Here is a 26,812-nt window from a genome sequence, read left to right on the forward strand (position 1 = left end):
TTTGTACAGAACGGCCAGCTGACGGCGCTCGCGCGCGGACTCATCCTGAGGACGTCCACCGACTTCCCCCAGGAGCACGCCGTGACCACGAGCACCACCGCCGAGCCGCAGGCCCCGGCGCCCCGGCAGCGCAGGCTGCGCACCGAAATCCCCGGTCCCGTCTCGCGCGAGCTGCAGGAGCGCCGCGCGAACGCCGTCGCGGCCGGGGTCAGCTCGGTGCTGCCCGTCTACGTCACCTCGGCCAGCGGCGGCCTGCTCACCGACGCCGACGGCAACGTCCTGATCGACTTCGGCTCCGGCATCGCGGTGACCAATGTCGGGCACTCGGCGCCGGCGGTCGTCGACCGCGTCCGCAAGCAGGCCTGCTGGTTCACCCACACCTGTTTCATGGTCACGCCGTACGAGGGCTACGTCGAGGTCTGCGAGGCGCTGGCCGAGCTGACGCCGGGTGACCACGCGAAGAAGTCGGTGCTGTTCAACTCCGGGGCCGAGGCCGTCGAGAACGCCGTGAAGATCGCGCGCGTGGCGACCGGGCGCCAGGCCGTCGTCGTGTTCGACCACGCCTACCACGGCCGCACCAACCTGACCATGGGTATGACCGCGAAGTCGGTGCCCTACAAGCACGGCTTCGGCCCGTTCGCGCCCGAGGTCTACCGCGTGCCGGGGTCGTACCCGTACCGCGACGGCCTGTCCGGCCCCGAGGCGGCCGCGCTGGCCATCGACCGGATCGAGAAGCAGATCGGCGGCGACCAGGTCGCGGCGGTCGTCCTGGAGCCGATCCAGGGCGAGGGCGGCTTCATCGAGCCCGCGCGAGGCTTCCTGCCCGCGATTGCGGCCTGGTGCCGCGAAAACGGCGTCGTGTTCGTCGCCGACGAGGTCCAGACGGGCTTCTGCCGCACCGGTTCCTGGTTCGCCTCCACCGACGAAGACGTGGTCCCGGACCTGATCGCGACGGCCAAGGGCATCGCGGGCGGCCTGCCGCTGTCGGCGGTCACCGGCCGCGCGGAGTTGCTGGACGCGGTCGGGCCGGGTGGCCTCGGTGGCACGTACGGCGGCAACCCGATCGCCTGCGCCGCCGCGCTCGGCTCGATCGAGACGATGAAGTCCGAGAATCTGGCTGAGTCCGCGAAGCGCATCGAAGGTGCTGTGCTGCCGCGGCTGCGGGCCCTGGCCGACGAGACCGGCGTGATCGGCGACGTCCGCGGCCGCGGCGCGATGCTGGCCGCCGAGTTCGTGAGGCCCGGGACCACCGAGCCCGACGCGGACCTGACCAAGCGCGTCGCGGCGGCCTGCCACCGCGCCGGCGTGGTCGTGCTGACCTGCGGCACCTACGGCAACGTCGTCCGGCTGCTGCCGCCCCTGTCCCTGTCCAACGACCTGCTCGACGAGGGCTTGGCGGTCCTCGAGCACGCTGTCCGCACGGAGGCTCGCGCATGACTTTCCCCTTCTGGGTCGCCGGAAAGCCGGTGACCGGCGGCTCGACGGCCGTCGTCCGCCACTCCTATGACGACTCTTCCGCGGGGGCCCATTTCGTGCCGTCCGCGTCGGACGTCGAAGCCGCGGTCCAGGCCGCGCACGACGTCGCGGACGAGTTCGCAACGCTGCCCGCGCACGTCCGCGCGGGGGCGTTGGACCACGTGTCCCGGGCCTTGGGTGAGCGGTCCGAAGAGATCGCCCAGCTGATCACGGCCGAGTCCGGCAAGCCGCTGAAGTGGGCCCGCGGCGAGGTCGGCCGCGCCGTCTCGACGTTCCGCTGGGCGGCCGAAGAAGCGCGCCGCTTCTCGGGCGAGCTGCAGCGCCTCGACACCGACCCGGGCGGCACCGGCCGGCTCGCCCTGGTGCGGCGCGTGCCGCGCGGCCCGGTGCTGGGCATCACGCCGTTCAACTTCCCGCTGAACCTCGTGGCGCACAAGGTGGCCCCGGCGATCGCGGTGGGCGCGCCGATCGTGCTCAAGCCCGCACCGGCGACGCCGCTGACCGCGTTGCTGCTGGGCGAAATCCTGGCCGGGACGGATCTGCCGGCCGGGTCGTGGTCGATCCTGCCGGTGGACAACGAGACGTCGTCGCAGCTGGTCGAGGACCCGCGGCTGCCGGTGGTGTCGTTCACCGGCTCGGTCCCGGTCGGCTGGGCGATCCGCGACCGCGTCCCGCGCAAGCACGTCGCGCTGGAGCTGGGCGGCAACGGCGCGGTGCTCGTCTGCCCGGATTGGCCGGACCTCGGCTTCGCGGCGCAGCGGATCGCGACGTTCGCGATGTACCAGGCGGGGCAGTCGTGCATCTCGGTGCAGCGGGTCTACGCGCACACCGACGTCTACGACGCCTTGGCCGAGAAGGTGCTCGCGCAGGTCGCCTCACTGCGCACGGGCGACCCGCGCGCCGACGGCGTCGACGTGGGCCCGCTGATCAACTCCGACGCCGCTGCCCGGGTGTCGTCCTGGGTCGCGGACGCGGTCTCGGCCGGCGCCCGCCTGCTGACCGGCGGCGGACGTTCGGGCGCCACGGTCGAGCCGACGGTGCTGGCGGACGTCCCCGAGGACGCTTCGGTGATGGCCGAGGAGGTGTTCGGACCGGTGGTCTCGCTGGTCCGGGTCGCTTCGGTCGAAGAGGGCGTCGCGCGGATCAACGCGTCCCGCTTCGGCCTGCAGGCGGGCGTGTTCACGCGCGACCTGCCGACGGCGTTCTCGGTCTCGGCGTCCCTTCGCGTGGGCGGCGTCCTGGTGGGCGACGTCCCGAGCTTCCGCGCGGACCAGATGCCGTACGGCGGGGTGAAGGACTCCGGAGTCGGCCGCGAGGGCCCGGCGTCGGCGATGGCGGACTTCACGGAGGAGCGGGTAACGGTCCTGACCGGCTTGACGCTGTAGGGTGGCTACGTCGAGCACTTCGCGCACCTCGAAGCGTGGCTTGGGGGAATCGCATGACCCTGGCGCGCAAGGGCGCACGGCGCATCACCGTCGACGGCACGGACTACCGCTGGACTGTCCGCCCCAAGGCGACCTATTCGCAGGCGATCGGCGCCACCATGACCTTCGCCGTCGAGCTCGCCGGGCATCCTGGCGCCACGCTGGTCGTCGACACCGGGCGGCCGCGACCGGACAACTGGGTGTACCCGCCGGGCGAACCGGTCCAGCCGGCTGAGGTCGCCGAGGCCGTCCGCGCCGCGGTGGCGCGGGGCTTCGACTTCACAGCCGCGCCAGCGCCTGCGTCAAAGCGGCGTGGGCGTCGACCAGCGAAGGTCCGTACCAGGTGAGGTGCCGGCCCGAGACCAGGACGTATCGCGCGTCCGGGAAGTGGTCCGGCCCGTCCTCCTCGGTGAACAGGTACGGCTCGTCCGGTAGCACCAGCAGGTCCGCGTCCGCCGCGAAGTGCGCCCGCAGCTCCTCCACGTCCGGCCTCGGGTACCGCTCGTCCGAAGCCGCGTAGACGTTCGCCACCCCGGCCCGGCGCAGGACGTCGCCCGCGAACGTGTCGCGGCCCAGCACGATCCACGGCTTGCGCCACACCGGGACGACCGCGTGGAACCGCACCGGCCGGACCTCGCGCCAGACTTCCTCCGCCGTCACCAGCCACTCCGGCTCGTCCAGCTCGTACGCCTGCGTCAGGATCCGCCGCAGCGAGCCCAGCGCCGCGGGCACCGAAGCCGCCGCGGCCATCACCCACACCGGGATTCCGTTGGCGCGCAGGCGTTCCACGTCCTCCGGGCGGTTCTCCTCCGAGTTGGCCAGCACCAGGTCCGGCGCCAGGTCCAGCACCCGGTCCAGCTTCGGGTACTTCGAGCCACCCACCCGCGGGACGTCCAAAGTGGACGGGTGCGTGCAGTAGTCCGTCGCGCCGGCGAGCCGGCCGGGCGCGCTGACCTCGACCGCTTCCGTCAGCGACGGCACCAGCGAAACCACGCGCGACGCCGGGCCGCGCACCGGCACCGGCTCCCCGAGATCGTCGACGAAGGTCATGCGCGTTCGAACGACACCTTCCGCTTCTCGACGTCGACCGCGGTCAGCCGCACCCCGATCCGCTCCCCCGCGGTCAGCCGCTCCCCCGCGCACTTCGCCATCACCGTCGGGTCCTCGACCAGGATCTCCGCCTTGTTCTCGTCCGCGCGCAACACGACCGCGCTGAACTCGCCGCCGATGTGCTCGGCCAGCACCCACGCCTCGACCTGGTCGATGCACGCGCGTTCGACCTTCGCGGCGAGCGTGTCCGACGCCGTCATGCGGTCCGGGACGTCCGCGAGCGCCGCCCGCACCCACTCCGGGACTTCGCGACCGGCCGAAACGGCGAGGCAGATCTCCGTGGCGAACCGGTCGACCAGCCGCCGGATCGGTGCCGTGACGTGCGCGTACGACCCGCCGATCCCGGCGTGCGTGGTCAGCGCCGGCAGTTCGCCGTCGAACGCCGTGTAGCCCGCGCCGCGCAGCAGCCGCGTCGTGTCGGCGTAGAGCGCCATCGACGCCGGCTGCCCGGGGTCCAGCCGGGACAGGAACTCCGAAACGGTCGCCCCGGGCGACCACGTGATGCCCAGCGCCTCCGCCGACCGGCGCAACCAGTCGACGGCCTCGGGCTCCGGGTCGGGCAGCGTGCGCAGGACGCCGACGCGCGCGTCGAGCATGATCCGCGCCGCCGCCATGCCGGTGAGCAGCGAAATCTCGGCGTTCCAGGCGTCGACGGCGGTGCGCGGCCGGCGGGCGAGGACCCAGCCGCCGTCCGCGTCGCCGCTGATCTCCTGCTCCGGCAGCTGCAGTTCGACGGCGCCGCGCCGGACGGCCAGTTCGCGCCGCCGCCGGCCCAGCTCCGGCAACGCGGCCACCGACGGGTGCGGGTGACCGGCGTCGAGGGCCGCCTGCACCGTTTCGTAGTCGAACTGTTCGGTCGACCGCACCAGCGCGCGGCGCACCCGGGTCGCGGTGGGCTCGCCCGCGTCGTCGGTCTCGATGGTCCACAGCACCGCGGGCCGGATTTCCCCCGGCAGCAGGCTTGCCGCCCCCTCGGACAGCACGGGCGGGTGCAGCGGGACGTTCCCGTCGGGCAGGTAGAGCGTCTGCCCGCGCAGGCGCGACTCGCGGTCCAGCGCGCCGCCGGGCGGGACGAACGCGGCCAGGTCGGCGATCGCGTAGTGCACGCGGAAGCCGTGCGCGGTCCGTTCGACGACCATCGCCTGGTCCAGGTCCTTGGAGCCGGGCGGGTCGATGGTGACGAACGGCAGGTCCGTCGCGTCCTCGCGGGGTTCGGGCGAGGCCAGCGGATCGAGGACCGCCGCCTCCGCCTCGGCCAGCACCTCGGGCCCGAAGGACTCCGGCAGCGAAAACTCGGCGCGCAGGGGGCCGAAGTCCCCGCCCGCCGAGTGTGTCCTGATCACGAGGGGAGGCACCCCCCAACCCTAACCCTCGCGGGGCCCGATGATCGCCCGATCGGGCGCGGGCCGGTCGGGTGTACGTTTCTCGGCAATAATGAAAACCGTCTTCATTGTCAGAAGGGAACCCGAGAAGTGAAGATCGCGTTCGTCGGCAAGGGCGGCAGCGGCAAGACCACGCTTTCGTCGCTGTTCGTCGCGTCCCTCGCCGATGCCGGCCTGCCGGTGCTGGCCATCGACGCCGACATCAACCAGCACCTGGCGGTGGCCCTCGGCGCGACCGAGGAGGAAGCGCTCGCCTGGCCGACGCTCGGCGACAACATGGCGCTGATCAAGGACTACCTGCGCGGCGAGAACCCGCGCGTCCCCGACGCGGCGTCGATGATCAAGACGACCCCGCCGGGCCGCGGCTCGCGGCTGGTCCGGCCCTTCGAGGACAACCAGGTGTTCTCGGCCTGCTTCCGGCAGCTGGGCGGCGTGCGGCTGGGCGTCACCGGCCAGTTCGACGAGGACGACCTGGGCGTCAAGTGCTACCACTCGAAGGTGGGGGCGGCCGAGCTGCTGCTCAACCACATGGTGGACGTCGAGGGCGAGTACGTCGTGATGGACATGACCGCGGGCGCGGACGCGTTCGCGTCGGGGCTGTTCACGCGGTTCGACGTGACGTTCCTGGTGTGCGAGCCGACGGTGCGGAGCGTGGGCGTGTACCGCCAGTACGCGGACTACGCACGCGACTTCGGCGTGCGGCTCGTGGTGGTGGGCAACAAGGTGACCGACGCCGAGGACGTCGAGTTCCTGCAGGACCAGGTCGGCGACGCGCTGCTGGGGTGGCTGTCGGCTTCGCGGCACGTGCGCGCGGCGGAGCGCGGCACGACCCGGCCGATCACCGAGCTGGAGCCGCGCAACCTGGAGACGCTGGCACTGATGCGGTCGACGGTGGACGCGGAGCGCCGCGACTGGGCGCGCTATCAGCGCCAGGCGGTGGAGTTCCACCTGCGCAACGCCCGCGCCTGGGCCGGCGCCGACCTGGCGTCCCAGGTCGACCCGGAGTTCGTGCTGGGCCCAGGGCTGTCGGTCTAGTCGTCGTTCCAGGCGGCGTCGGCGGCGTCGGCCTTCTTGGTCCGCTCACGGGCGATCTCGAGCGCCCGCCGCGCGGTGGCCTCGTCGGGATAGGGCCCGAGCAGGTCGATGCCGCGGCTGCGTTCGAGGTGCTCGACCTCGTGGGTGCGGGTGTTGTAGTACCACCCCTGGTCCGGGTTCGGATCGTTGGACATGGTCCTAGGTTCGCACCCGAAGGCCCGCCTGTCAGCGCTTGTACCGGTAAGGGATCTCGGTCGGCTGTCCGGTGGGGCCGAAGTCCTGGGGTTCTTCGGGTTCCCGGGCCTCGGGGTCGTCGAACTCGTCGAACCACCCGCGCGGGTTGCCCCTGGGCGGGGTGGCAGGTTCTTGCCGGGTCGAGGGTTGCGGCAGAGGGGTGTCTCGGCCGGGGAAGACCGGGCGGGCGGCGTTCGGTGGTGCCGGGGGCATCGTTCCCGGGCCGGGGAAGACCGGGCGGGCCGGGGCGGCGTGGCGGGTCGGGAACGGTTGGGGGGTCGATTCCGGGCCCGGGAAGACCGGCTTGGGGCGCGCCGGTGGGGTGGTTCCGGCCGGGGGTTGCGGTGGGGGCTGGTTCTGCGGGGTGGCCGGTGCTTGCTGCGGGGTGGCCGGGGGCTGGTGCGGGGCTGGCTGGTGCGCCGGGGACTGCGCTTCCTGCGCGACTGCTGGCGGTTGCTGGGGGGTCGCCGGGGCCTGGTGCGCGACGGCCGGTGGCTGCTGCGCCGGGGCCGGAGTTTGCTGCGCAACGGCCGGTGGCTGCTGCGCAGCAGCTGGCGGCTGTTGCGGCGACACGGGGAATTGGTGCGCCGGGGCCGGAGTTTGCTGCGCAACGGCCGGTGGCTGCTGCGCAGCAGCTGGCGGCTGTTGCGGCGACACGGGGAATTGGTGCGGCGGGGCCGAAGGTTGCTGAGCGACAGCCGGAGGTTGCTGCGAGGCAGCCGGAGGCTGGTGCGCCGGAGCTTCCTGAGCGACAACCGGTGGCTGCTGCGAAGCAGCCGGAGGCAGGTGCGCCGGAGCTTCCTGAGCGACAACCGGAGGTTGCTGCGGGGCACCCGGAGGCAGGTGCGCCGCTTCCTGAGCGACAACCGGTGGATGCTGCGAGGCACCCGGAGGCAGGTGCGCCGCTTCCTGAGCCACGGCAGCCTCCTGCTGCGAGGCAGCCGGAGGCTGCTGTACCGGAGCCTGGGCTTGCTGCGCAGCAGTTGGCGGCTGCTGCGGCGACGTTGGGGCTTGCTGCGCCGCAGCCAGCGGCTGCTCCGGCGCAGCCGGTGGTTGGTGCTCCTGGGCGGGCCCTGGCGCAGCTGGTAGCCGAGGCTCCGCCGCCGGTTGGCGCTGCGCAGGGGGCGCCTGCGGTGCACCAGCCGGTTGCTGAACCGCGTCCGACGGCTGAGACCCGCCGGGCGCCTGCTGCGAGATCGGCGCCTGGGACACCTCAGCCCCCGGCTCCTGGTGCCCGGTAGACGCCTGGCCTGCAGCCAGCGACTCATCGACGGCCTGTGTCTCGTGCGACGCAACCGTCGCTTCCTGGTGCTCCACGGGCGGCTGCACCGCAGCCAGCGACTCTGGACCGGCAGCCGATGGCTCGGGCGACGAATTTGGCGACGGTTGGTGTCCGGTCGCCTCCTGCGGTTCAGCCGCCGAGGATTCCTGGGCGGGAACCTCGTGCGGGTCACGCGGCGACTGCTCCTGCGACTCCGCGGCCGCGGGTGATTCCTCGGCGGCAGCAGGAACCTCGCGCGGCTCAGCCGACTGCTCCCGCTCCCCGGCAGCCCGCGACTCCTCGGGGGCGACCGACGGCTCCTGCACCGCAGGCGGTTGCTCGGCCGCAGCAGGGGGTTGCTCCTGCGTTTCGGCCAGCTTGGCCGGTGATTCCTGGGCGGCAGCCGGCAGCTGGTCCGATCCGGTCGCCCGGGCCGCAGCCGGTGCCTCAGCCGGAGCAGGGGGTTGCGCCTGCGACTGGTGCTGAACGGCGGCCGCCTCAGGCTGCCGGGTCACCGGCTGTGCCGATGCGGCCTCCGACACATCCGGCGTGCCGATCTGCGGAGCAGCAGGCGTTTGCGACACCTCGGACCGCGCACCGGCAGGCTGCGGCTCGGTCGACGGTCCCGTCTGGAAGTCGGGCGGGATCGGATGGATCGGCCCGTTGTCAGCCACCTCAGACCGGGCTGCCTCCCACGGCCCGGGCTCCGTGACGGCGCTTTCGGCCGTTGGCTCCGGGGCTGCGTGGCGGGCCTGCTGAGGCGCCCTGACCGGGCCCGGCAAGTCCGGTCCCGACCGATCCGGCGGAGACGCTCCATGCCGCCCCCAGGCCGACGGACCGGGCGCGTCCTCAGTCCACGTAGCACTCAATCCCGGCGACGGCGCGGGAGGCGCGGGAGGCGGCTGAGGCACCGTCCGCCAGACGGGTGCCGGGCCGATGTTCATCGGGGCCGGGGCCGCGCCGGGCGGGGCTCCCGGTGGGGGCGGCGTCGGGCGCGCCGCCGGTTTGGGGATCGGGTCCAGGCAGGACACCAGGACCGAGGTGTTCTCCGGGTCCTCGACCTTGCGGCCGCTTCGCTCGCGGTAGACCATCTCGCCGTCGGCGTCCATCTCCACCAGGTAGCCCGCCTCTGCGAGCTGCTCCTCGTCGAGGTCCGACAACATCTCGTACCGCGAGGGCACCACCCGGTAGATCGGCCAGGCCAGCGCCGCGTGCTCCGCGTGGAACTGGGCCAGCAGCGCCGCCATCTGGTGCTGCCACGGCAGCGACATGCCCTCCGCCAGCGAGCGCGGCAGCACGACGTACCCCGGGTCGACGCCCGGGTAGCCCTGGCTCAGCTGGTCGGCCAGCGGGGTGCTCGACGCGGGACGTGCCGACTGCCGGGGCGGCTGGGGCGCGCCGAACAGCGTCGCCGGGTCCTGGGGCGAGCCCTGGCCGGGCTTGCCGCGCTTGCCGAATTTCCGTCCCACGTGCTCATCCTCTGCCAGTACGCGGCCACCTGCTCGTGGAAGCGCCGCGACGTCGGGTGAATCGGTTCCGCTGTCGGCCGAATCCGCCGGGCCTGGTCCTGTCAAGGGCCCTCAACCCATGCTAAACGCCGGGACGGACGGCCTGGGGCACCACTTCGGCCTCGTCGAACGAGAACGGCCGGGTGTGCACCGGGACGCCGGTCTGCTGCGCCTCGACGACCTTGCCGTCGCCCAGGTACATCATCACGTGGTGGATCGTGTCCGGGTTCGACGGATCGGTGGCGAGGAACAGCAGGTCACCGGGCTGCGCCTCGCGCACCGGCAGCAGCGCGCCGGCGTGGTACTGGTCGCGGGACACCCGAGGCAGGATGATCCCCGCCGACTCGTACGCCCGCAGCATCAGCCCGGAACAGTCGTACGAGTTCGGCCCTGTGGCGCCCCACACGTAGGGCTTCCCCTGCTCGCCCAGCGCGAAACTGATCGCCTTCCCGGCCGCCTGGCTCGGCGGCAGCAGCTGGCCCAGCCCGGTCCCGCAGGCGACGACGTCGGCGACCTGGCCGACGTTCTCCACCAGCGTCGCCGCCATCGGCTCCCACTTGTGGTAGCGGTCCGGGAAGCCCGAGCGCTCGACGGCCTGCGCGGCGTCGCCCGGGCGCTTGTTCTCCCAGTCCGGCACCGCGAGCAGCACGTCGTAGAACTTGTTGATCGCGTACTGCGGGTTGGTGACCTCCGCGACCGAGCCCCAGCCCATCGACGGGCGCATCTGGAAGATGCCCTGGGAGTCGCGGTCACCGTAGGTGAGGTTGTGCAGGCCGGACTCCGTCATGCCGGCCTGGATCGCGACCTGCCAGGCGCGCGGGGCCAGGGTCCGCTGCTTGCCGATCGTGATGATCAGCGCGACGATGCCCTTCTGCTCGTCGTCCAGCTTGGACGCGTCGACCGTGCCGCGCTCGCCCTGACCGGGCTGGGTCGGCCCGACCGAGGCGTCGCAGCTCATCAGCGAGACGCCGCGGGCCTGCGCCTGCTGGTTGTCCACGACGACCTTGGCGGCGACGGCGGTGACGACCAGGGCGCCGATCGCGACGAACACGACCAGCCCCAGCCACAACCCCAGCCGCCGCACGCTCAGCTCGCCTGGTCGTAGTCGGCGACCCGCCAGCCGGCGTTCGTGTTCACGACCGTGATGGCCAGCTTGGGCCCGTCGGTCGGGATCGTCAGCTGCACCGAGCTGGTGTAGGACGTGCCGACCACGGGCTCACCGGTGACCTTCGTCGCCGGGATGTTCGCCGGGTCCACCGAGGACATCACCGGCAGGTATTCCTCGGTGGTGAAGGGTTTCAGCTTCTCCAGCCACTGCGCGGACGTGATGCCCGCCGGGTGGTCGACCCAGGCCGCGGCCCACTCCTTCGCGACGCGGACGGCGTCCCCGTTCGGCGCCGCGGTGGTCGGGGTGGCCAGGGGCGCGGACAGCCGCGTCGGCAGGTTGGACGTCGGCACCGGCGCCGCGACGCCCGGCGGGGTCGCGGTGTAGGACGTCGACGTGCCGGTGGGCGGCGCCGCCTTGGCCTGCGGCTTGCCGACGACCTTGGGCAGCACGATGCCCAGCGCGGTGACGAGGATCGCCAGGAAGACCAGCGTCCCCATCAGGTGCCGGGGCGAGCGCAGCGGCCACCCCCACAGGCGGCGGTAGACCGCGGCGCGGCCGCGGTTGGTGCGGATCGGCATCGGTCACCGCCCCATCACTTGGTCGGTGTCACGCGGTTCTTCGCGGACTTCGATGCCGCGCGACGGCCGGTACAGCACGAAGACCGGCTTCCCCGCGACGACTTCGGGGTCGACGCGACGCGGCTGGGCGCGCACGCCCGGCGTCCGCGGCACGTCCTGCGGGGTGTGGTCGCTGAAGCCGGATTCGGGCGCCCGCAGGTCGGACGGCACGACGACCGGCTCGGGTTCGTCGTTCCAGCGCCGGTCGGCGACCGGCGAGGTGTCGACGCGACGGCTTTCCTCGCGCGTGACCGGCCGCCCGCCGGCCCCGACGACGACGTAGTCGCCGGGGTCGCCGTTGGCCGGGTTGTACTGGCCGAACACCGGCGAGCCGGGCCGCCCGCCCGCGGGCAGCGCACCCGCGGACCCGCCACCGCCGACGGCGCCCGGCCACGGCGCACCGGACCAGGCCGCGGCCGGACGGGCCGCACCCGAGCCGTTGTCGAGCCGCTGCGCGTTGGCGAAGATCGTGGCTTCCGGCCGGAACCGGCCGCCCCCGGCGGTGGCGCCGAGCGGGCCGCGCTGGTCGCCGTCGACGACGTCGTCGGTTTCGCGCATGTGCTGCCAGAACTCGTCCTGCGGCGTCGGGCCGCTCTTGTGGCGCCGGAACCGCGAGAAGATCCCGCCACCCGGCGACGGCACCGCGGCGCCGACCATGCTGACCGACATCTCGACCATCTGCCACAGCCGCCGCACCGGCCGCCCGACCATGAACAGCAGCACGGTGATCAGTCCGGCGAGGACCATCTGCGTGAGCATGTTCAGCGAGTTGCCGGCGTCGAAGATGGCCTGCAGCAACAGAGCGTGCACCCCGGCGAGCACCGAAAGCACGACCAGGTTGAACGCGACCCCGCCGGCGACCTTGAGCACGCGGCGCAGGATCTCCGGGTGCAGCAGGGCGATGAGCCCGATCAGCGGCGCGGTGAGCGCGAAGAGCCGGATCAGGACCTGGGCGAGCAGAACGCTCGCCTTGGCCAGGAGCTGGAAGAGCGAGTAGACGAGCGCCTGGCCGAGCGAGAGAAAGCCCGCCCCGGTGCGGCCGCCGGCCTCGCCGGTGAAGTAGCCGGTGGCGGGGCCGAGCTTGGTGGAGATGTCCTTGTAGGCGTTCTTCTTGCCGTCGATGACGGACTGGTTGCCGTCGTCGCCGTTGCGCAGCTGCGCCCACGTGAACGCCTGCGCGTCCAGGAGCGGGCGGCCGTACTGGTCCGCTTGCGGCGCGGTCGGCGAACCGAACTCCCCCCGCAGCCAGTTCTTGTAGACGATCTCGTTGTGGAGGTTCGTCGGCAGGACGTGCCGGATGACGCGGTCGTTCGAGTCGTCGACGAACCCGGCCTGGATGTTCGTCGTGGTCTGGACGATCGCCTTGTCGATCGGGTCGAAGTACCGCAGCATCGCGAGCGACGACGCGGCCAGCCAGACTCCGGCCAGCGCGTACAGCGCCCGTTTGCTGACCGCGGCGAGGTCGCCGCGCCAGATGTTGCGGAACAACATGATCGACATGACGAGCGCGACCAGCCCGAACAGCTGGGCGTAGATGTTGTTGTAGACCTTCTCGGCCCCGGACTTCACCGCGCTGTACAGCGGGTTGAGCAGACCGCCCTCGAGCACGGTGTAGTGCAGGGAGTTCGTCGCGCCGACGATGTTCTTGCCCAGGTTGAACAGCTGGTTGCCACCCCAGGTGTCCAAAGTGGACCCCGCTGGGGTGAGGTTCAGGCCGGTGCAGTTCGTCTCGAACGTGTTCCAGACGAACCCGGCGTAGCTGTAGTCGACGTACGGGCTGCCCGCCTCGCCGTGGCCTTCGGCCGGGTCGATCGCACCGACCATGCCCGCGCCGGGGCGTTCCGGGTTGGGGGCCTCGCCACAGGCCGCCGCGCTCGCCGCCGGGGCGGTCGCGATCGCCTGCAGGCCGAGCACGAGCATGACGGCGAACATCGTGGCCTTGCGGCTCGGCGTGCGCCGGGCGGAGCGCGGACCTTCCTTGATCCGCCGCTTGAGCGAGTGCCATCCCGCGGCCAACGTCAGCAGGACCGCCAGCGTCAGCACGGTACTCATGCGGCGTCCCGGCCGGTGCCGCCCTTTCCACCCGTGCGGGCGTGCTGCTGCCCGCCGTTCCCGTTGCCGTTGCCGTTCGGGGAGACGCCGCCTTCGACCTCGCCCGTCTCGGAGGCCAGGGGGTCCGGTGCGCCCAGGAGGTTCTCGTCCGCCAGGCCGACCTCCAGCTCCGCCGCCAGCTCGAAGTCCTGCTCCAGCTCGATGTCGTCCTCGGGTGGGACCGCGACGTACGGCTTCTTCTCCTCCGCGGGCAGGGCCAGCTCGTTGCCTGGGCGGCGCGGGGGCGATGCCGCGTCCTTCGAGCCCGGGGTCGTGTCCATCACCGAACGCAGGTGGTCCAGATGCGGGCCCGAGAAGTCGACGCGGATGCGCTCCACGCCGCCCGCACCGTCGCCGAAGATGAACTGGCGGGGCTCGACGTCGCGCTCCAAGCCGCTGCGCTGGGAGCCCGGGCGGCGGCCCAGCGCCGCCACGACCTGCTCGTAGCCCACGCCCACCGGGACCTTCAACAGCCGCAGGGCGTCGGCCTGGGCGTCGTCGTCGTCCAGGCGGCCCACGAACACCGAGTCCAGCAGGGCCACGAAACCCTGGATCTTCAGGAAGTCCGCCGGGATCTGGGACGACAGCAGCACGCGGACGTTCCACTTCCGCGAGTCACGCGCGAAGCGGTTCATCAGCACGCGCCCGGTCGGGACCTCGGACAGGAAGAACGCCTCGTCGATCCAGACGCCCTTGCGCAGTTCCTTCGGCTTCTCGTACACCGACCGCTGGGTCAGCCACGCCGCCAGGTTCAGCATCTCGACGCCGAGGGACTCCGCGTCCGTCCAGTACTCGCGCGGGACGCCGTCCTTCGGCAGGGTCAGCCCGGCCATCGTCAGGACCGTCAGGCGGTCGTCGCGGGTTTCCGAGTACGGGTCCGCGTCCGTCTCCGGGATGAGCAGCGCCATCCGCTCGCGCATCTCGTCGAGGAAGTCGGCGACGACGACCGCGTGCTCGTGGTGTTCCGACGAATCCCGCCGGAGCGCGTCGATCACCTGGCCCGGGTCCGCGTCGAAGCGGCCGCCGACCGCGCGGACCGCGCGCAGCAGCACGATCCGGGTCTGGGCCATGCGGGACACCTCGTACGGCAGGACACCCGTGAGGACGTCCAGCACCAGACGTCGCCGCGTCGCGCCCGCCAAGGCCTTCTCGCGGCGCCAGGAGCGCTCGGGGTCGTCCTCGTCCATGAAGTGCTCGATCAACGGCTCGGCGACCACGCGGTAGGGGTTGAGGATCCCCGGCTGGGCGTTGAGCAGGTTGATCGGCCGCGCGTACGGGCGCAGCTCCGGCAGGTCGCACAGCCGCGACAGCGGGCCGGACGGGTCGAGGATCGTCCAGTTCGCCCCGGCGCGGAGTGTCTTGTAGACGATGCCGCCGCCGAGGAACGACTTACCACCACCGAGACCGGCGACCATCGCCGTCAGGCCGGAGCCGTCGCGGATTTCCTGGGCCATCCACGGGTCCCAGGCCACCGGGCGCCGGGTGGCCGTGCACGTCTCGCCGAGCAGGATGCCGCGGCGGTCGCCGACCTCCGCGGTCGCCGTCGGGACGGCCGAGGCGCTCCAGACCACCGAGCCGCGGCGCATGTACGCCGCCGACGCGAGGGGCTCGCCCGGGATGAACTCGCGGGCCATCGCGTACTGGGCTTCGGGGTGCTCGATGGCGATCTTCGGCTTGTACAGGTCCAGCAGCTGCTGGGCCAGGCGCAGCGCGTCGCGCTCGGTCGGGCCGGACACCGCCAGCCGCCACCACGAGCGCACGCGGGTGGCGAGCGCGGTGAAGCCCGACGTCATCTCGTCGTCGATCTCCAGCACGCGCCCGGCCTGCCGGGACAGCGACTGCGGCGGCTCCAGCTCGTGCTCGTCGGTGTAGTGCTTGACCTGCGAACGCACCTTGTTCATCTGGCGCTGCAGCTCGCCGGCCACCTCTTCGGGACGCCGGACGTAGATGCGCGCGGACACCTCGACCGCGGCGGGCAGCCGGTCGGCGTGCTGGATCCACGGGTCGTCGACCTCGGGGATCTGCAGGCCGTGCATCTGGCCGACGGTGAGGATCGCCAGGTGCCGCGAGACGCCGGCGTTCGAGCCGGTGCGGCCGCGGACGGTCACCGTCGGCGCGTACGGCTCGGCGTAGTAGTCGGCGGCGTCGGTGAAGCTGGCCAGGTCCTCCGGCTCCCAGGCCGCGCCCGGCACCGCGGGCATGTTCCGCGGCGCGGGCAGGCCGAGCGAGCACGAGCGGTGCATCAGCCAGGACATCTCCTCGGCGTGCACCGGACGGCCTTCCAGCCCGGCGCTGCCGATGACCTGGTCGAGGTGCTCGACCTCGGAGTCCAATGCGGTCAGCTCGGCGTCGACGGCCTCGGGCAGGATCTTGCGCAGCACCGGCGCGGCCCGCTCGACCGCGCGGTCGACCATCCGCCGCGTCTGCACCTGGACACCGATGTAGACCTCTTTTTCGGCCATCGAGCGGCCCATGAGCTGCTGCTGCTCGCCGATCAGGTAGTCGTCGAACGACAGGGCGCCCGGGACGTCGTTGGGGCGGCCGTGCGCGTTGTAGACGTGCGCCTCGGCCCACATCCGGATCGGGTACGGCCGGTTCGTCACGCGCAGGTGCAGCCAGCGGCCCTGCAGCTCGGCGTACTGGCCGGCGATGGCCGCGATCAGGTCGCGCCGCTGCGAGTCCGAGCGGAACGACCAGCGCTGCGGTGCCAGCCGGTACCAGGCGTAGACCTCGTAGCCCGTGCGCACGAGGTGCCCGTCGATGCTTCGCACCGCGATCGACGGGGTATACGCGGGGATCGCCTGCTCACCGGTCAGGCGACGGCCCTTGCCGCCCCCCGAGCCGTTCCGCGACGCGCGGACCTGCTCGGGCGGCTGCCACGCGCCCGAGTGTGCGTCCCGACCCCGTTTTCCTCGGCTACCGCCGCGACCGAACAACGACTACCTCCCGGCCCGAGCCGCGTTGCCGCGGCTCCGGCGCGCTCGTGGTGTTCCCTGGGTGAAGGCAGCACCCGGCGGCCCGCCGTGGTGCTGGTACTGCCGCCTCCGCCGGTGCTTCGGCAGCGGGCGCTCGGCCCGTACCCGGACGCGGCTGGCGCTGACCGCGCCGCCGGTGCCCGTGGTCACCTCTCTGGGGGTGTTGAGCTCGCGTCCGGCCATCGCGACCACGGCGCCGAGCGGGCGCTCGTGGCTGATCTTGGCCGTGAGCAGCCGGGTGATCACGATGGTGGCGACGAACGCCCACGCGGTCGAGAAGAACCCGAAGCTCCACCCGGCCCAGCGCTCGACGCCGAGCACGACGAAGAACGCCGGGATGCCGATGAGCCACGCCACGTAGCGGGCCCGCCAGGGAAAAGTCGCTTTCGGCGGGCCGAGCCACACGGCGTCGACCCGGTAAACCTCGTCGTCGGTCCTGATGCGCACGCCGTCCGCCTCAGCCCGTGAACAGGCCGGCGATCCACTGGCCCACGTTCACGCCGGCGCCGCTGACCGCGAGCCCGATGATCGCGAGCGCGATGACCACGCCGGCCAGGCGCCGCATGACGCCCGCGTTGTCGCCCTTGCCACCGCCCAGCCAGAGGAGCAGGAGGGCGACGGCCAGCAGCACCAGGGGGATGATGTTGTCGAGCAGCCACTGGCGCACGTTGCCGGTGCCCAGCTCGCCGTTGGCGGCCAGCGTGTCGAGGGTGGTCAAGGTCGTCATCGTGATACTCCCGGTGCGCGGTGGGGCCCGCGCGGCTCTGGCTCAGGCGGTGCTTCGAACAACATCATGGAGGCTACGAGGGGTAGTGGTCAAAGCGCGCTGCGTAGATGACGGCTGGCTTGTCAACCGGTGTGGCGCGCACGGCACACGAAAACTCCACGCCCACCATCATCGCGGCAAGGGCCCTCGGGTTAAAGCCCGGGCACCCATACTTCTCAGTGTGCTGACGAACTCACCCCATTGCCCGGGATTTGCTCACTGTGGGTACTTGCGCCGTGGCCGTTGTGCGGCCTGGAACAGTGTGACATGACCCGAACGGCCCTGTCGCATGAGTCCGTTGTGTGACGGCCATTCGGCCGGTCGGCGGCCATGTCGATCTTGCCGGCCGCCGCCGTCCGTCACAGGGCGCTCAAAACCTCACGCGATTTTCACTACATAGCGTGATCTTGGTCGTCAGCCCCGGCGCCGGGCGAAGACACCGGCCGGGAAGGCCCCGGCCGCGACCACCCGGCGGGTCAGGTCGCGGCAAAGCTCCTCCAGCCGAGCCGTCTTTTCCGGCCCGAGGTGGTCCCACGGCGCCTTCGAGGCGGCTTCGGTGGCGACCTCGACGCGGTCACGCACCGCGACACCTTCGCCGGTGAGCGCCCCTTCGCCGTCGAGGACCCCGCGGTCGCGCAGGCCCTGCTCGGCGGCCGTCCACTGCTCGTCGCTCCAGCCGCGCGTCAGCTTGGCCGAGTCGACGGTGAAGCCGGCACCGGTGGCGACGTGCGTGACGAGCGCTTCCACGCCGCTCAGGCCATTGAGGACGAGCGCCGCGATGTGGCCGTCGCCGCGGTACTCGCGAAGCAGCGTGATGGCGTGCCAGAGGGCGAGGTGCGGCAGCTCGGGCCAGTCCAGCCCGGCGTGCGCGGCGTAGAGCGGACGTCCTTCGCCCGTGCACGCTTCGCTCGCTTCGCGCGCGAGTTCGGCGGCCTCGACGACCTGGTCGCTCTTGAGCTCGCCTTCGCCGATGAGCCGGGTCAGGGCCTTGTCGACGCCTTCGAGCCGGGCCTTGAGGACCTGCTCCGGCGTCGCGAGGGTCCAGGCACGCGGGATCACGCGGGCGACGACCTCGGGGTTGAAGTTGTAGAAGGTGGCGGCGACGACTTCGGGGCCGACGGGACCCATGGCCGCGGACCGCCCGGCGAAGTACGGCATCCGCCCGGGCCGCAGCCCGATGCCGGTGAGGGCTTCGTCCACTTCGGGCGCGAAGTACGCCAGAGCGTGCAAGGAATCGAAGGCCGACTTGAACCGCTTCTCGTCACCCGCCATAGCGGCACCCTACTACCGGGTAACCACCGCTGGCGACGCCTGACGGTCGTGAGTGTCCAGGGCGGTTCCAACCGCGCTGGACACTCACAACGGGCGTGGGCGGACGAGCCGGCATGTAAGCCGGATCCTGTTCCCCGGTCGCCTCGCGGCTCCCGGGGCGGCGGCCATCCATCTCGGCCTGCCGTCGCCGGCAGGCTCCAGCGGCCTACCCGCAGGCTCGGACGGGCCGTCCTCGAACGCCTGCGCAGGAGCCCGAAGGCTCCCTCTTGGCCTTGCTCCGGGTGGGGTTTACCCAGCCGCCCCGGTCACCCGGGACGCTGGTGGTCTCTTACACCACCGTTTCACCCTTACCCCGGCCCTCGCGGGCCGTGGCGGTCTGTTTTCTGTGGCACTTTCCCGCGGGTCACCCCGGGTTGCCGTTAGCAACCACCCTGCCCTGTGGAGTCCGGACTTTCCTCGAGCCGGGTCGCCCCGGCTCGCGGCCGCCCTGCCGGCTCGTCCGCGGAGCAGATGGTAGCCCAGTGCCCGCGGCCGGGTGGGTCTGCCTCGGCGAGGGCTCAGTACCCCGCCGCGGCGCGGCTGTGGTGACGTGGCCGGACGGCTTCCGGGGGCCGCTGGGGCGGCGCGATCGACGGCGCCGGGTGCTGGCGGGCCAGCTCGGCCGTCCAGTGCAGGACCGCGGCGGGGCTGTCCAGGCCGACGAGCCCGATGAGCCTGCCGTGCCGGACGAAGCCGGTGATCGGCCGCGTGCCGGACACCGGGGACTCCAGGAGCACCGTGTCCGTGCCGAGCATCGGACGGCCGGCGACCTGGATCCGCACCCCGTGTTGTTCGGACCAGTACCGCGGCACCGGCGTGTAGGCCGGCGAGCCCTGCGGCCCGGCCAGCAGGTTCTCCGCGGCCGCCCGGCTCATCTCCACGGCGTTGAGCCAGTGCCCGTCGCGGTGGGGCGTGGGGTCGTAGCGGAGGTTGGGCCAGCGGGCGACGTCGCCGGCCGCGACGATCGTGTCCGAGCCGAGAACGTGGCAGGTGGGCCCGCAGACGACGCCGTCGTCGAGCGGCAGCTTGGCGCCGCGCAGCCAGGACACGGCCGGGACGCTGCCGACGGCGACCACGACGCAGGCGACGTCGAGCGCCCGGCCGTCGGCGAACTCGAGGCCGACGGCCGTGGGCCCGGGCCGCCACCGGCGGATCGTGGTGCCGAGCTCCAGCCGGACGCCGCGGGCGGTGTGGAGCGCGGTGAGCCACTCGCCGATGTCGGGGCCGAGGACGTCGGCCAGCAGCGCCCGCGACCGGCCGAAGAGGACGACGTCGCGGTCCATCTCGCGCAGGCTCGAAGCGACTTCGCAGCCGATGAAGCCGTCCCCGACGACGGCGACCGGCCCTGGATTGCCGGCCAGCGCGCGCTGCAGCGCCGTGGTGTCCGAAAGGGTCCGGACCACGACGACCCGCGGGTGGCCGTGCGGCGCGCCCGGCAGCCGCCGCGGCTCGACGCCGGTCGCGATGATCAGGCCGTCGTAGCGGACTTCCTCGTCGCGCAGGTGGACGACCTGCCGGTGCGGCGACAGCGCGGTGACCGGGGAGTCGAAGTACCACTCGGCGTCGACTTCGAGGGGGTCGGCGAGCAGCGTCTGGGCCCGGCTGACCGCGCCGGTGAGCAGGCTCTTGGACAGCGCCGGGCGGTGGTAGGCGATGTCGGGCTCGGCCCCGAACACGACGACCTCGCCGTCGAACCCGAGCTCGCGCAGCCGTTCCGCGGCGCGCAGGCCGGCGAGACCGGCTCCGGCGATGACGATGCGTTCGCTCATCGGGTGGCTCCCAACAGGTGGATGGCTCGCATGGGACAGGCGCGCGCGGCCGCGCGGACGTTCGGCGTTTCCCCGGCACCGGGCCGTTTCTCGTACGCCAGCTGCCCGTCGCGGCCGAGCTTGAAGACGCCGGGGGCCTCGGACTGGCAGACGCCGTAGGAGTGGCAGCGGTGGCTGTCGACGTCGACGCGCAGCGAGGCGACTTCGGGCTCCGGTTCGATCAGCCCGGCCCGCACGAGGGCCGACGTGGGCAGCACCCGCAGGGCCGACAGCACCACGGGGGGCACGAGCAGCGTGATCCCGGCGAGCCAGACGACCGCCAGGTGGCCGCTCGCGATCGCGCCGAGCCAGGCGTGCACCGCCAGCAGCGCGATCGCGAGGTAGCCGAGCTGGTGGAAGCGGAGCCAGCGGCCTTCGCGGGCCCCGCGGCGCAGGCCGGCCGTGACGGACACGGCGACGACGAGCTCGAGGCCGGCGATGCCGAGCGCGTGCCTCGGCGTCCCGTCGTAGAAGGGGACGAGCAGGTCGGCGACGCCGAACGGGTCGTCCTCGAGGAACAGGAACGTCAGCCCGTGCACCGTGCCGGTCGCGAGGGTGAACGCGGCGAGCAGGAAGTGGCCGGCACGCAGCGCCTCCTGGCCGCCGAACCGGCGGACCCAGCCGGTGGCGGCGAGCACGCCCCAGCACAGGGTGAGGCACAGGCAGAGGTAGGTCAGGCGGCCGGACAGCGCGGCGGCCTCGGCGATCCCGGTGTCGTGCGGCGACACCGGGACCAGCGCGGCGGACAAGGACATGGGCGGCTTACCTCCGGGTGCGCGGCTGAGTCCTGCCGGGGGTTCCGAGCAGGCGGAGCAGTCCGAACGTGGCGACGGCGGCGACGGCCACGAAAACGGCGCCGAGTACGAGGTCGCCGCCGCCGAGGGTGTCGTCCTCGGTGGCGGAGACGAGCAGGGAAGTGGTCTGGGCCAGTCCGGTGCTCTCGAGCAGCGTCAGGTGGCCGAGCGCGGAGTCGACGGCGGTCTGGGCGAACGCGCGGACGTCGTCGTCGCGGGTGCCCGCGCGGACCTCGGAGGCGAGCGAGAAGAGGGAGCCGTCCTCGGCGCGCAGGCGATTGACGTAGGCCTGGTCGAACGCGTCGCCGGAGTCGGCGGCGAGTTCGCCGGCCCACGCGCGTTCCTGCTCGGTGGGTTCGGCGGGGAGGGTGACCGCGAGCCGGTCGGCGACCGCGCGCAGGGCGACGTCGAGGCGGGCCTGGTCGTCGGCGATGCGGCCGGCGACCGCCCGCACGCGCTGGTTCGTGGCCCGCCCGGCGGCGAGCCTGCTCGCCGGGCCGGCCCACAGCGCGTGCTGCTTCAAGCGCGTCAGCAAGGTGCGGTCGGACTGCTGCAGTTCGCCGGCGGACGCGGGGAAGACAGCGCTTACCAAGAGCGCGGCCGTGGCAGCCAGCAGTGCCACGAATCGGAGCGGCATCACCGATGTCCCTTCGCGAAGCAGTCCTTACCTCCAGCTACGCGGGGAAGGTGTGACGCGGTTCTCGCCGTCACCTTTTAGTGACTGTGACGTGCATCACAAGACACAATTTGAACCGGCCGTCGGCGGTCGTCGTAGCGGTTCGGTTAATGGCGTTCGCAAAACTAATGCATATGGCCTATTAAGTGTTTTTGCGCTACGCTCCGGAGGCCCCACGGTCCGCCAGTCAGGTGAGGTTGCGAGCTTTATGGAAGCACTGGGCAGAGAATGTCGCGGCCACGTCGGATCCGCCTCGTCCGCCACCGCGGTCGACGCGCGCCCCGATGTCGGCGACGACCTCGTCCCGCTGCTGTACAAGGACTTCCGCGCCACCCTGTTTTCCCAGGTACTGGCCCTGACCAACCACGACCGGCAGTGGACCGAAGACGTCGTGCAGGAGACCATGATCCGCGCGTGGCAGCACTCGGACACGCTCGAGCGCGAGCCCGGAATGCTGCGCGGCTGGCTGCTCACGGTGGCGCGCCGGATCGTCATCGACGGCTGGCGAAATCGCCGGGTCCGCCCGCAGGAGGTCGCTCTGGAGATCCCGGAAAACGCCGAGTCAGCCGACCGGGCGGACAGTTCGTTAGCCGCACTAACGATTAGCCGCGCATTGTCGGAACTGGATGAGAAATATCAGTCCGTCATCGCCGAGACCTACCTCGCCGGAAACACGGTCAGGCAGGCGGCAACAATTCTCGGAATTCCCGAGGGAACGGTGAAATCGCGGTTGTACACGGCGATGCGGCAATTGCGGAAGGCGCTCGGGGAAGTGGCGGTGCGATGAAGGGGAAGCACCGCGACGCCGCGGCTTACGAGCTCGGCGTCCTGGACGATCCGGAAGAGTTCGAAACGCACCTGCGGGACTGCGCTCGCTGCCAGGACCTCGTCGCCGGCTTCCAGCCGGTGACCGGGGCGCTGGCCCAGGCGGCCCGCCTCGGCTACCTGCCGGGCGGAGGCCCCACCGAGGGCGGCCCGCCGTCCGGGACCTACCCGCCGCCGGGCGACGGTGCGGCCCGGCGCCGGAAGCCGTGCGCTTTCTCCGGCCGGCGGGGGCCGGTGACGGGGGCGCTCCTGCTCCTGGCGCTCGGCGTGGCCGTGACCGTCGTCTGCGCTGCCCGGCCGGCCGTCGCGAGGACCTGGTTCGCATCCGCTGCGTCCATCGTCTCCCCTGCTCAGGTGGTGGCCGGTACCGGCCGTGACCTGCGGGATCTCCCGTGGCAGGCCGGTTTCCAGTAGTCTGCCCCAACCCAACATGAAAGTCCTTACGGTGGATACCGAAGTAAATTCCGAGCACCCCGTAAGCGGGCCTTCGGTACCGAAGCGCCCCGCCCCGCGGCTCCCCGGCCGCGAACCCGAGCTCAGCCGCCTGACCAGCCTGTTCCCCGTGGTGCGGGGCGGCACGGCGGCCAGCGCGGTGCTGGTCGGCGAGTTCGGCATGGGCAAGAGCGCCACGCTCCACACCGCCGCGGCCCTGGCCGCGGACGCGGGCTTCACCGTCGCGACCGCCACCGGGTCACGGCTGGAGAGCCACCTGTCCGGCGGGCTCGCCCGCCAGCTCGCGTACGCGCTGGAGGAAACCACCGGCTCGCCGCGCCCGCGGGAACCGCTCGCCGCCGAGTGCGGGCCCGCTGGCGAGGCCGAAGCCCTCGAACGCTTCTTCCGCATCGTCCGCGAGGCGACCGAGCGAGGGCCGCTGCTCCTCGGCATCGACAACGTGCACCTCGCCGACGCCTGGTCGATGCGCTGCCTCGCCTACATCCGGCACCGCGTGCTCGACCTGCCGGTGTTGATCATACTGACCTCCCTCACCGGCCACCCGCCGCACCGCGAGGTGGCGCTGCTGGAGATGGCGGGCTGCACGCCCGCGACGATCGCCCTCAACGGCCTCGGCGACGCGGCCGCGGCGGAGATCCTCGGCCTCGCCCCGGGCGAGCTCGCCACAGCCTGCCGCGAAGCGACCGGCGGCAACCCGTACCTGCTGAACGCGCTGCGGCCGCGGCTGCTGCCCGGCGCGGACCCGCACGAGCTCGGCTCGTCGCTGATCGGCCAGGTGCTCCACACGCGCATGCAGGAGTTCCCGCACGCACCGGCGATCCTGCACGCGGCCGCGATCCTCGGCGAGGACGCGGAGTTCGACCTGCTGGCCCAGCTCGCCGGCGTCGACGAGCTCGACGCGCTGCAGGCGATCGACACGATGGTCCGGCTGCACCTGCTGCACAACAGCGGCCGCCCGGAGCTGACCTTGTCCTTCGTGCGCAACTCCGTGCTGAAGGACATGCCGCGGACCACGCGGGCGGTCAACCACGCGCGCGCGGCGAAGCTGCTGTCCGAGACGGGCGCGCCGGCCGAACGCGTCGCCGCGCACCTGCTGGAAGCGACGTCGATCCGGATCCCGTGGGGCGTGGACGTGCTGCGGCTGAGCGCGCGCAACGCCGTGTTCTCCGGGCGTCCCGAGCTGGCCGCGCGGCACCTGCGCCGGGCGCTGGAAGAGCGGCTGACGTCCGGGCGCCGGGTCGCCGTGCTGCTGCAGCTCGCCCATGCGGAGTTCCAGCTCGACCCGCCCGCCGCCGCGCAGCGGGTGCGGGAAGCCGTCGACACGATCGGCAGCCGCGACACGGCCGCGTTCATCGCCTCGGCGATGCTGCTTTCCCTCTGCGGCGGCCAGGACGCCCGGCTCGCGATCAGCGCGGCCGGCCAGATCGCCGCGCGGCTCGACGCCGGCGGGCCCGACGCGGTGTGGCCGCTGCTGTGCATGACCTACCTCGCCGAGGCGGGCAGCCGGCTCGGGCCGCCGCCGGAGTTCCGCGACTTCGAGGAGCAGTGGGCGCCGCTGACCGACCCGGCCGCGCAGCGCGGCCGTTCCGCGCTGCTCGCGCTCGACGCCGTCCGCAGCGGGGAATCGGCGACGGACGCGGTCGGGCACTTCGCCGACGCGTTGACCGGCGACGACCCCGAGCTGTTCGAGCAGCACTACTTCTTCACCCTCGCCACGGCGGTGCTCGCGGACGAGCCGGCGCACGTCGACCGCCTGTGCCGCGTGCTCGACGTCGAGCGCGAGCCGTGGGACGTGCACGTGCCGCACGGCGCGCTGCCCACCCTGGCCCGCGGGATCGCCCTGCAGGCCAGCGGCGACCTGCAGCGCGCGAGTGTCCACTTCGAGTCGCTGCTGCGCCGGTTCGACGAGCGCGGCGGCACCACGACGTGCCCGGTCGGCGTGCTGTGCGCGGCGAAGCTCGTCGAGTGCTGGGTCGACCTCGGCCGGTTCGAGGCGGCGACGTCGCTGCTGGACCGGATGGACTTCGTCGCCAGTCAGGGCCTGTTCACCCACACCTACCTCCTCTACGCGCGCGGCCGCCTGCGCGTCGCGACCGGGTACACGCGCTTCGGCTTCGAGGACCTGCTCAGCTGCGGACGGCGGCTCGCCCACCACGGCATGCGGTTCCCCGGGTTCGTGCCCTGGCGCGCGCACGCGGCGCGGGCGGCGCTGGCGCTGGGCCAGGCCGACGACGCGGCCCGGCTGGCCGAAGAAGACATCAACACCGCGGCCCGCTGGGGCGCGGCACGGCCGCTCGGCACGGCGCTGACGACGATCGGGCTCGTCCGCGAAGACGACGAAGCCGAGCGGGCGCTGAACAAGGCGATCACCACGCTCCGCTCGTCCCCCGCGCGGCTGCAGCTGGCGACGGCGCTGACCGAGCTCGGCACGCTGCAGGCGCGGCACGGCCAGTCCGAAAAGGCCATCGAGACGCTGCGGCAGGCCGTCGAGCTGAGCGAGCACTGCGGTGCGCGCCCGCTGGCCCGGCGGGCGGCGGAAGAACTGCGTTCCGCGCGGCGCGCGCTGACGCCGGCGAAGGACAACGAGCACGGCCTGACGCGGCAGGAGAACCGCATCGCCGTGATGGCCGCGCAGGGCCTGACCAACCGCGAGATCGCGACCGCCCTGCACCTGACGCGGCGGACGGTCGAGCTGCACCTGTCGGGGGCGTACCGCAAGCTCGGCATCCCCGGGCGCGCGGAACTCGGTGGGGCACTGGCGAAGTCTTCCCACCGCGTGGACGGTCGTTGACCCGATCCGGGGTCGTTGCTCTACTCGGGCCATGTCGCTCGAAGAGCCGTTGAAATTCGCCTACTGGGTCCCGAACGTGAGTGGTGGCCTCGTCACGTCCGACATCGAACAGCGGACGGACTGGGGCTACGAGTACAACAGAGATCTGGCTGTGCTGGCCGAGAACAGCGGCTTCGAGTACGCCCTCTCGCAGGTCCGCTACACGGCCAGCTACGGCGCCGCGTACCAGCACGAGTCGACCGGGTTCAGCTTGGCGCTGCTGCTCGCGACGCAGCGGCTCAAGGTGATCGCGGCCGTCCACCCCGGACTGTGGCACCCCGGTGTGCTGGCGAAGTTCATCGCCAGCGCCGACGTGATTTCGGGTGGCCGCGCGGCGGTGAACGTGGTCAGCGGCTGGTTCAAGGGCGAGTTCACCGGCCTGGGCGAACCGTGGCTGGAGCACGACGAACGCTACCGGCGCACGGAGGAGTTCATCCGCGTGCTGCGCGAACTCTGGACGAACGACCACGCCGAGTTCCGCGGCGACTTCTACCGCATCCACGACTTCGACATCAAGCCGAAGCCGGTGGCGGCCCCGCACCCGGAGATCTTCCAGGGCGGCAACTCCACGGCGGCGCGCAAGCTCGCGGGCCGCGTCTCGGACTGGTACTTCAGCAACGGCAAGGACTTTGACGGCTTCTCCGAGCAGGTCTCGGAGGTTCGTGGCTACGCCGGGGAGAACGCGCGGACCGTCCGGTTCGGACTGAACGGGTTCGTGATCGCGCGGGAGTCGGAAAGCGAAGCCCGCGCGGTCCTGAAGGAGATCGTCGACAAGGCGAACGTCGAGGCCGTCGAAGGGTTCCGGTCGGCCGTGGCGCAGGCCGGGAAGTCCACTTCGGACTCGAAGGGCATGTGGGCGGACTCCGGGTTCGACGACCTCGTCCAGTACAACGACGGCTTCCGGACCCGCCTGATCGGCACGCCGGAGCAGATCGCGGACCGGGCGATCGAGTACAAGAAGCGCGGCGCGAACCTGCTGCTGCTCGGGTTCCTGCACTACCTCGAGGACGTCGAGCACTTCGGCAAGGAGGTGCTGCCGGTGATCCGGGCGAAGGAGCAGGACCTCGCCCGGGGCGCCGCCACTCCGGAGCCGCTCGGCGTCTGAGCGCGGGCCGCCGGAACTGTCGG

22 protein-coding genes and 1 other RNA gene are annotated in these 26,812 nt (G+C 72.3%); 9 read left to right on the forward strand and 14 right to left on the reverse strand.

Annotated elements, in window-relative coordinates; genetic code table 11:
• Nucleotides 1-81 precede the first annotated feature (81 nt).
• The 3 genes from gabT to ACYVLJ_RS45500 are packed head-to-tail and all read left to right on the forward strand — an operon-like array spanning nt 82 to nt 3,247.
• Nucleotides 82-1,437, forward strand: a complete 1,356-nt coding sequence (gene gabT / locus ACYVLJ_RS45490; RefSeq protein WP_460443387.1) for an aspartate aminotransferase family protein — start codon at nt 82-84, stop codon at nt 1,435-1,437.
• Nucleotides 1,434-2,861, forward strand: coding sequence for an aldehyde dehydrogenase family protein (locus ACYVLJ_RS45495; protein ID WP_460443388.1), 1,428 nt, complete (start codon nt 1,434-1,436; stop codon nt 2,859-2,861). The genes gabT and ACYVLJ_RS45495 overlap by 4 nt, the downstream gene beginning before the upstream one ends.
• A 53-nt stretch (nt 2,862-2,914) precedes the next feature.
• A complete protein-coding gene (locus ACYVLJ_RS45500; RefSeq protein ID WP_460443389.1) occupies nt 2,915-3,247 on the forward strand; it encodes a hypothetical protein in 333 nt (110 codons plus the stop codon).
• Here the strand turns inward: ACYVLJ_RS45500 and ACYVLJ_RS45505 are convergent.
• Together ACYVLJ_RS45505 and ACYVLJ_RS45510 are read right to left on the reverse strand one after the other, a co-directional pair.
• Complete coding sequence (locus ACYVLJ_RS45505) at nt 3,180-3,950, reverse strand: helical backbone metal receptor (protein ID WP_451987768.1); 771 nt, start codon at nt 3,948-3,950, stop codon at nt 3,180-3,182. The genes ACYVLJ_RS45500 and ACYVLJ_RS45505 overlap by 68 nt on opposite strands.
• Entirely contained in the window at nt 3,947-5,353 is a 1,407-nt protein-coding gene (locus ACYVLJ_RS45510; protein WP_451987842.1) for an RNB domain-containing ribonuclease, read from the reverse strand. The genes ACYVLJ_RS45505 and ACYVLJ_RS45510 overlap by 4 nt, the downstream gene beginning before the upstream one ends.
• A gap of 129 nt (nt 5,354-5,482) precedes the next feature.
• On the opposite strand from ACYVLJ_RS45510, the gene ACYVLJ_RS45515 reads away from it, so the two are divergent.
• Complete coding sequence (locus tag ACYVLJ_RS45515) at nt 5,483-6,427, forward strand: ATP-binding protein (RefSeq protein WP_460443390.1); 945 nt, start codon at nt 5,483-5,485, stop codon at nt 6,425-6,427.
• Here ACYVLJ_RS45515 and ACYVLJ_RS45520 read toward each other — a convergent pair.
• Complete coding sequence (locus tag ACYVLJ_RS45520; protein ID WP_451987764.1) at nt 6,424-6,621, reverse strand: hypothetical protein; 198 nt, start codon at nt 6,619-6,621, stop codon at nt 6,424-6,426. The two genes, ACYVLJ_RS45515 and ACYVLJ_RS45520, sit on opposite strands and share 4 nt — an antisense overlap.
• Before the next feature lie 493 nt (nt 6,622-7,114).
• Here ACYVLJ_RS45520 and ACYVLJ_RS45525 point away from each other — a divergent pair, with 493 nt between their 5' ends.
• Nucleotides 7,115-7,750, forward strand: coding sequence for a hypothetical protein (locus ACYVLJ_RS45525; RefSeq protein ID WP_460443391.1), 636 nt, complete (start codon nt 7,115-7,117; stop codon nt 7,748-7,750).
• Between the two features lie 1,762 nt (nt 7,751-9,512).
• Here ACYVLJ_RS45525 and ACYVLJ_RS45530 read toward each other — a convergent pair.
• From ACYVLJ_RS45530 to ACYVLJ_RS45580, 11 genes are all read right to left on the reverse strand, one after another.
• Nucleotides 9,513-10,499 carry a C40 family peptidase gene (locus tag ACYVLJ_RS45530; RefSeq protein ID WP_451987840.1) on the reverse strand — a complete coding sequence of 329 codons (987 nt, stop codon included), beginning with the start codon at nt 10,497-10,499 and terminating at the stop codon, nt 9,513-9,515.
• A gap of 17 nt (nt 10,500-10,516) precedes the next feature.
• Entirely contained in the window at nt 10,517-11,116 is a 600-nt protein-coding gene (locus tag ACYVLJ_RS45535) for a hypothetical protein (RefSeq protein ID WP_460443392.1), read from the reverse strand.
• A gap of 3 nt (nt 11,117-11,119) precedes the next feature.
• Nucleotides 11,120-13,207: a magnesium transporter gene (locus ACYVLJ_RS45540; protein ID WP_460443393.1), complete on the reverse strand. Its 2,088-nt coding sequence runs from the start codon at nt 13,205-13,207 to the stop codon at nt 11,120-11,122.
• Complete coding sequence (locus tag ACYVLJ_RS45545) at nt 13,204-16,182, reverse strand: ATP-binding protein (RefSeq protein ID WP_451987756.1); 2,979 nt, start codon at nt 16,180-16,182, stop codon at nt 13,204-13,206. Before ACYVLJ_RS45545 ends, ACYVLJ_RS45540 begins: the two co-directional genes overlap by 4 nt.
• Before the next feature lie 3 nt (nt 16,183-16,185).
• The gene (locus tag ACYVLJ_RS45550; RefSeq protein WP_451987754.1) at nt 16,186-16,668 is read right to left on the reverse strand and encodes a hypothetical protein; all 483 of its coding nucleotides are present in this window, start codon (nt 16,666-16,668) and stop codon (nt 16,186-16,188) included.
• Between the two features lie 10 nt (nt 16,669-16,678).
• Nucleotides 16,679-16,948: a hypothetical protein gene (locus ACYVLJ_RS45555; RefSeq protein WP_451987752.1), complete on the reverse strand. Its 270-nt coding sequence runs from the start codon at nt 16,946-16,948 to the stop codon at nt 16,679-16,681.
• Between the two features lie 453 nt (nt 16,949-17,401).
• Complete coding sequence (locus tag ACYVLJ_RS45560; protein ID WP_460443394.1) at nt 17,402-18,259, reverse strand: SCO6745 family protein; 858 nt, start codon at nt 18,257-18,259, stop codon at nt 17,402-17,404.
• A gap of 100 nt (nt 18,260-18,359) precedes the next feature.
• Nucleotides 18,360-18,757: RNase P RNA component class A (gene rnpB / locus ACYVLJ_RS45565), an RNA gene on the reverse strand.
• A gap of 59 nt (nt 18,758-18,816) precedes the next feature.
• Nucleotides 18,817-20,067: an NAD(P)/FAD-dependent oxidoreductase gene (locus tag ACYVLJ_RS45570; protein ID WP_460443395.1), complete on the reverse strand. Its 1,251-nt coding sequence runs from the start codon at nt 20,065-20,067 to the stop codon at nt 18,817-18,819.
• Complete coding sequence (locus ACYVLJ_RS45575; RefSeq protein WP_460443396.1) at nt 20,064-20,861, reverse strand: ferredoxin; 798 nt, start codon at nt 20,859-20,861, stop codon at nt 20,064-20,066. Before ACYVLJ_RS45575 ends, ACYVLJ_RS45570 begins: the two co-directional genes overlap by 4 nt.
• Before the next feature lie 7 nt (nt 20,862-20,868).
• Nucleotides 20,869-21,537: a DUF4142 domain-containing protein gene (locus ACYVLJ_RS45580; protein WP_460443397.1), complete on the reverse strand. Its 669-nt coding sequence runs from the start codon at nt 21,535-21,537 to the stop codon at nt 20,869-20,871.
• A gap of 247 nt (nt 21,538-21,784) precedes the next feature.
• On the opposite strand from ACYVLJ_RS45580, the gene ACYVLJ_RS45585 reads away from it, so the two are divergent.
• The 4 genes from ACYVLJ_RS45585 to sfnG are packed head-to-tail and all read left to right on the forward strand — an operon-like array spanning nt 21,785 to nt 26,789.
• Entirely contained in the window at nt 21,785-22,363 is a 579-nt protein-coding gene (locus ACYVLJ_RS45585; protein ID WP_460443398.1) for a sigma-70 family RNA polymerase sigma factor, read from the forward strand.
• Nucleotides 22,360-22,815 (forward strand): hypothetical protein, encoded by a 456-nt coding sequence (locus tag ACYVLJ_RS45590; RefSeq protein ID WP_460443399.1) that lies wholly within the window; start codon nt 22,360-22,362, stop codon nt 22,813-22,815. Before ACYVLJ_RS45585 ends, ACYVLJ_RS45590 begins: the two co-directional genes overlap by 4 nt.
• A 31-nt stretch (nt 22,816-22,846) precedes the next feature.
• Nucleotides 22,847-25,645, forward strand: a complete 2,799-nt coding sequence (locus tag ACYVLJ_RS45595; protein ID WP_460443400.1) for an ATP-binding protein — start codon at nt 22,847-22,849, stop codon at nt 25,643-25,645.
• A gap of 31 nt (nt 25,646-25,676) precedes the next feature.
• Nucleotides 25,677-26,789, forward strand: a complete 1,113-nt coding sequence (gene sfnG / locus ACYVLJ_RS45600) for a dimethylsulfone monooxygenase SfnG (protein ID WP_451987736.1) — start codon at nt 25,677-25,679, stop codon at nt 26,787-26,789.
• The last annotated feature ends 23 nt before the right edge of the window (nt 26,790-26,812 follow it).

The organism is Amycolatopsis stemonae (assembly GCF_054781455.1).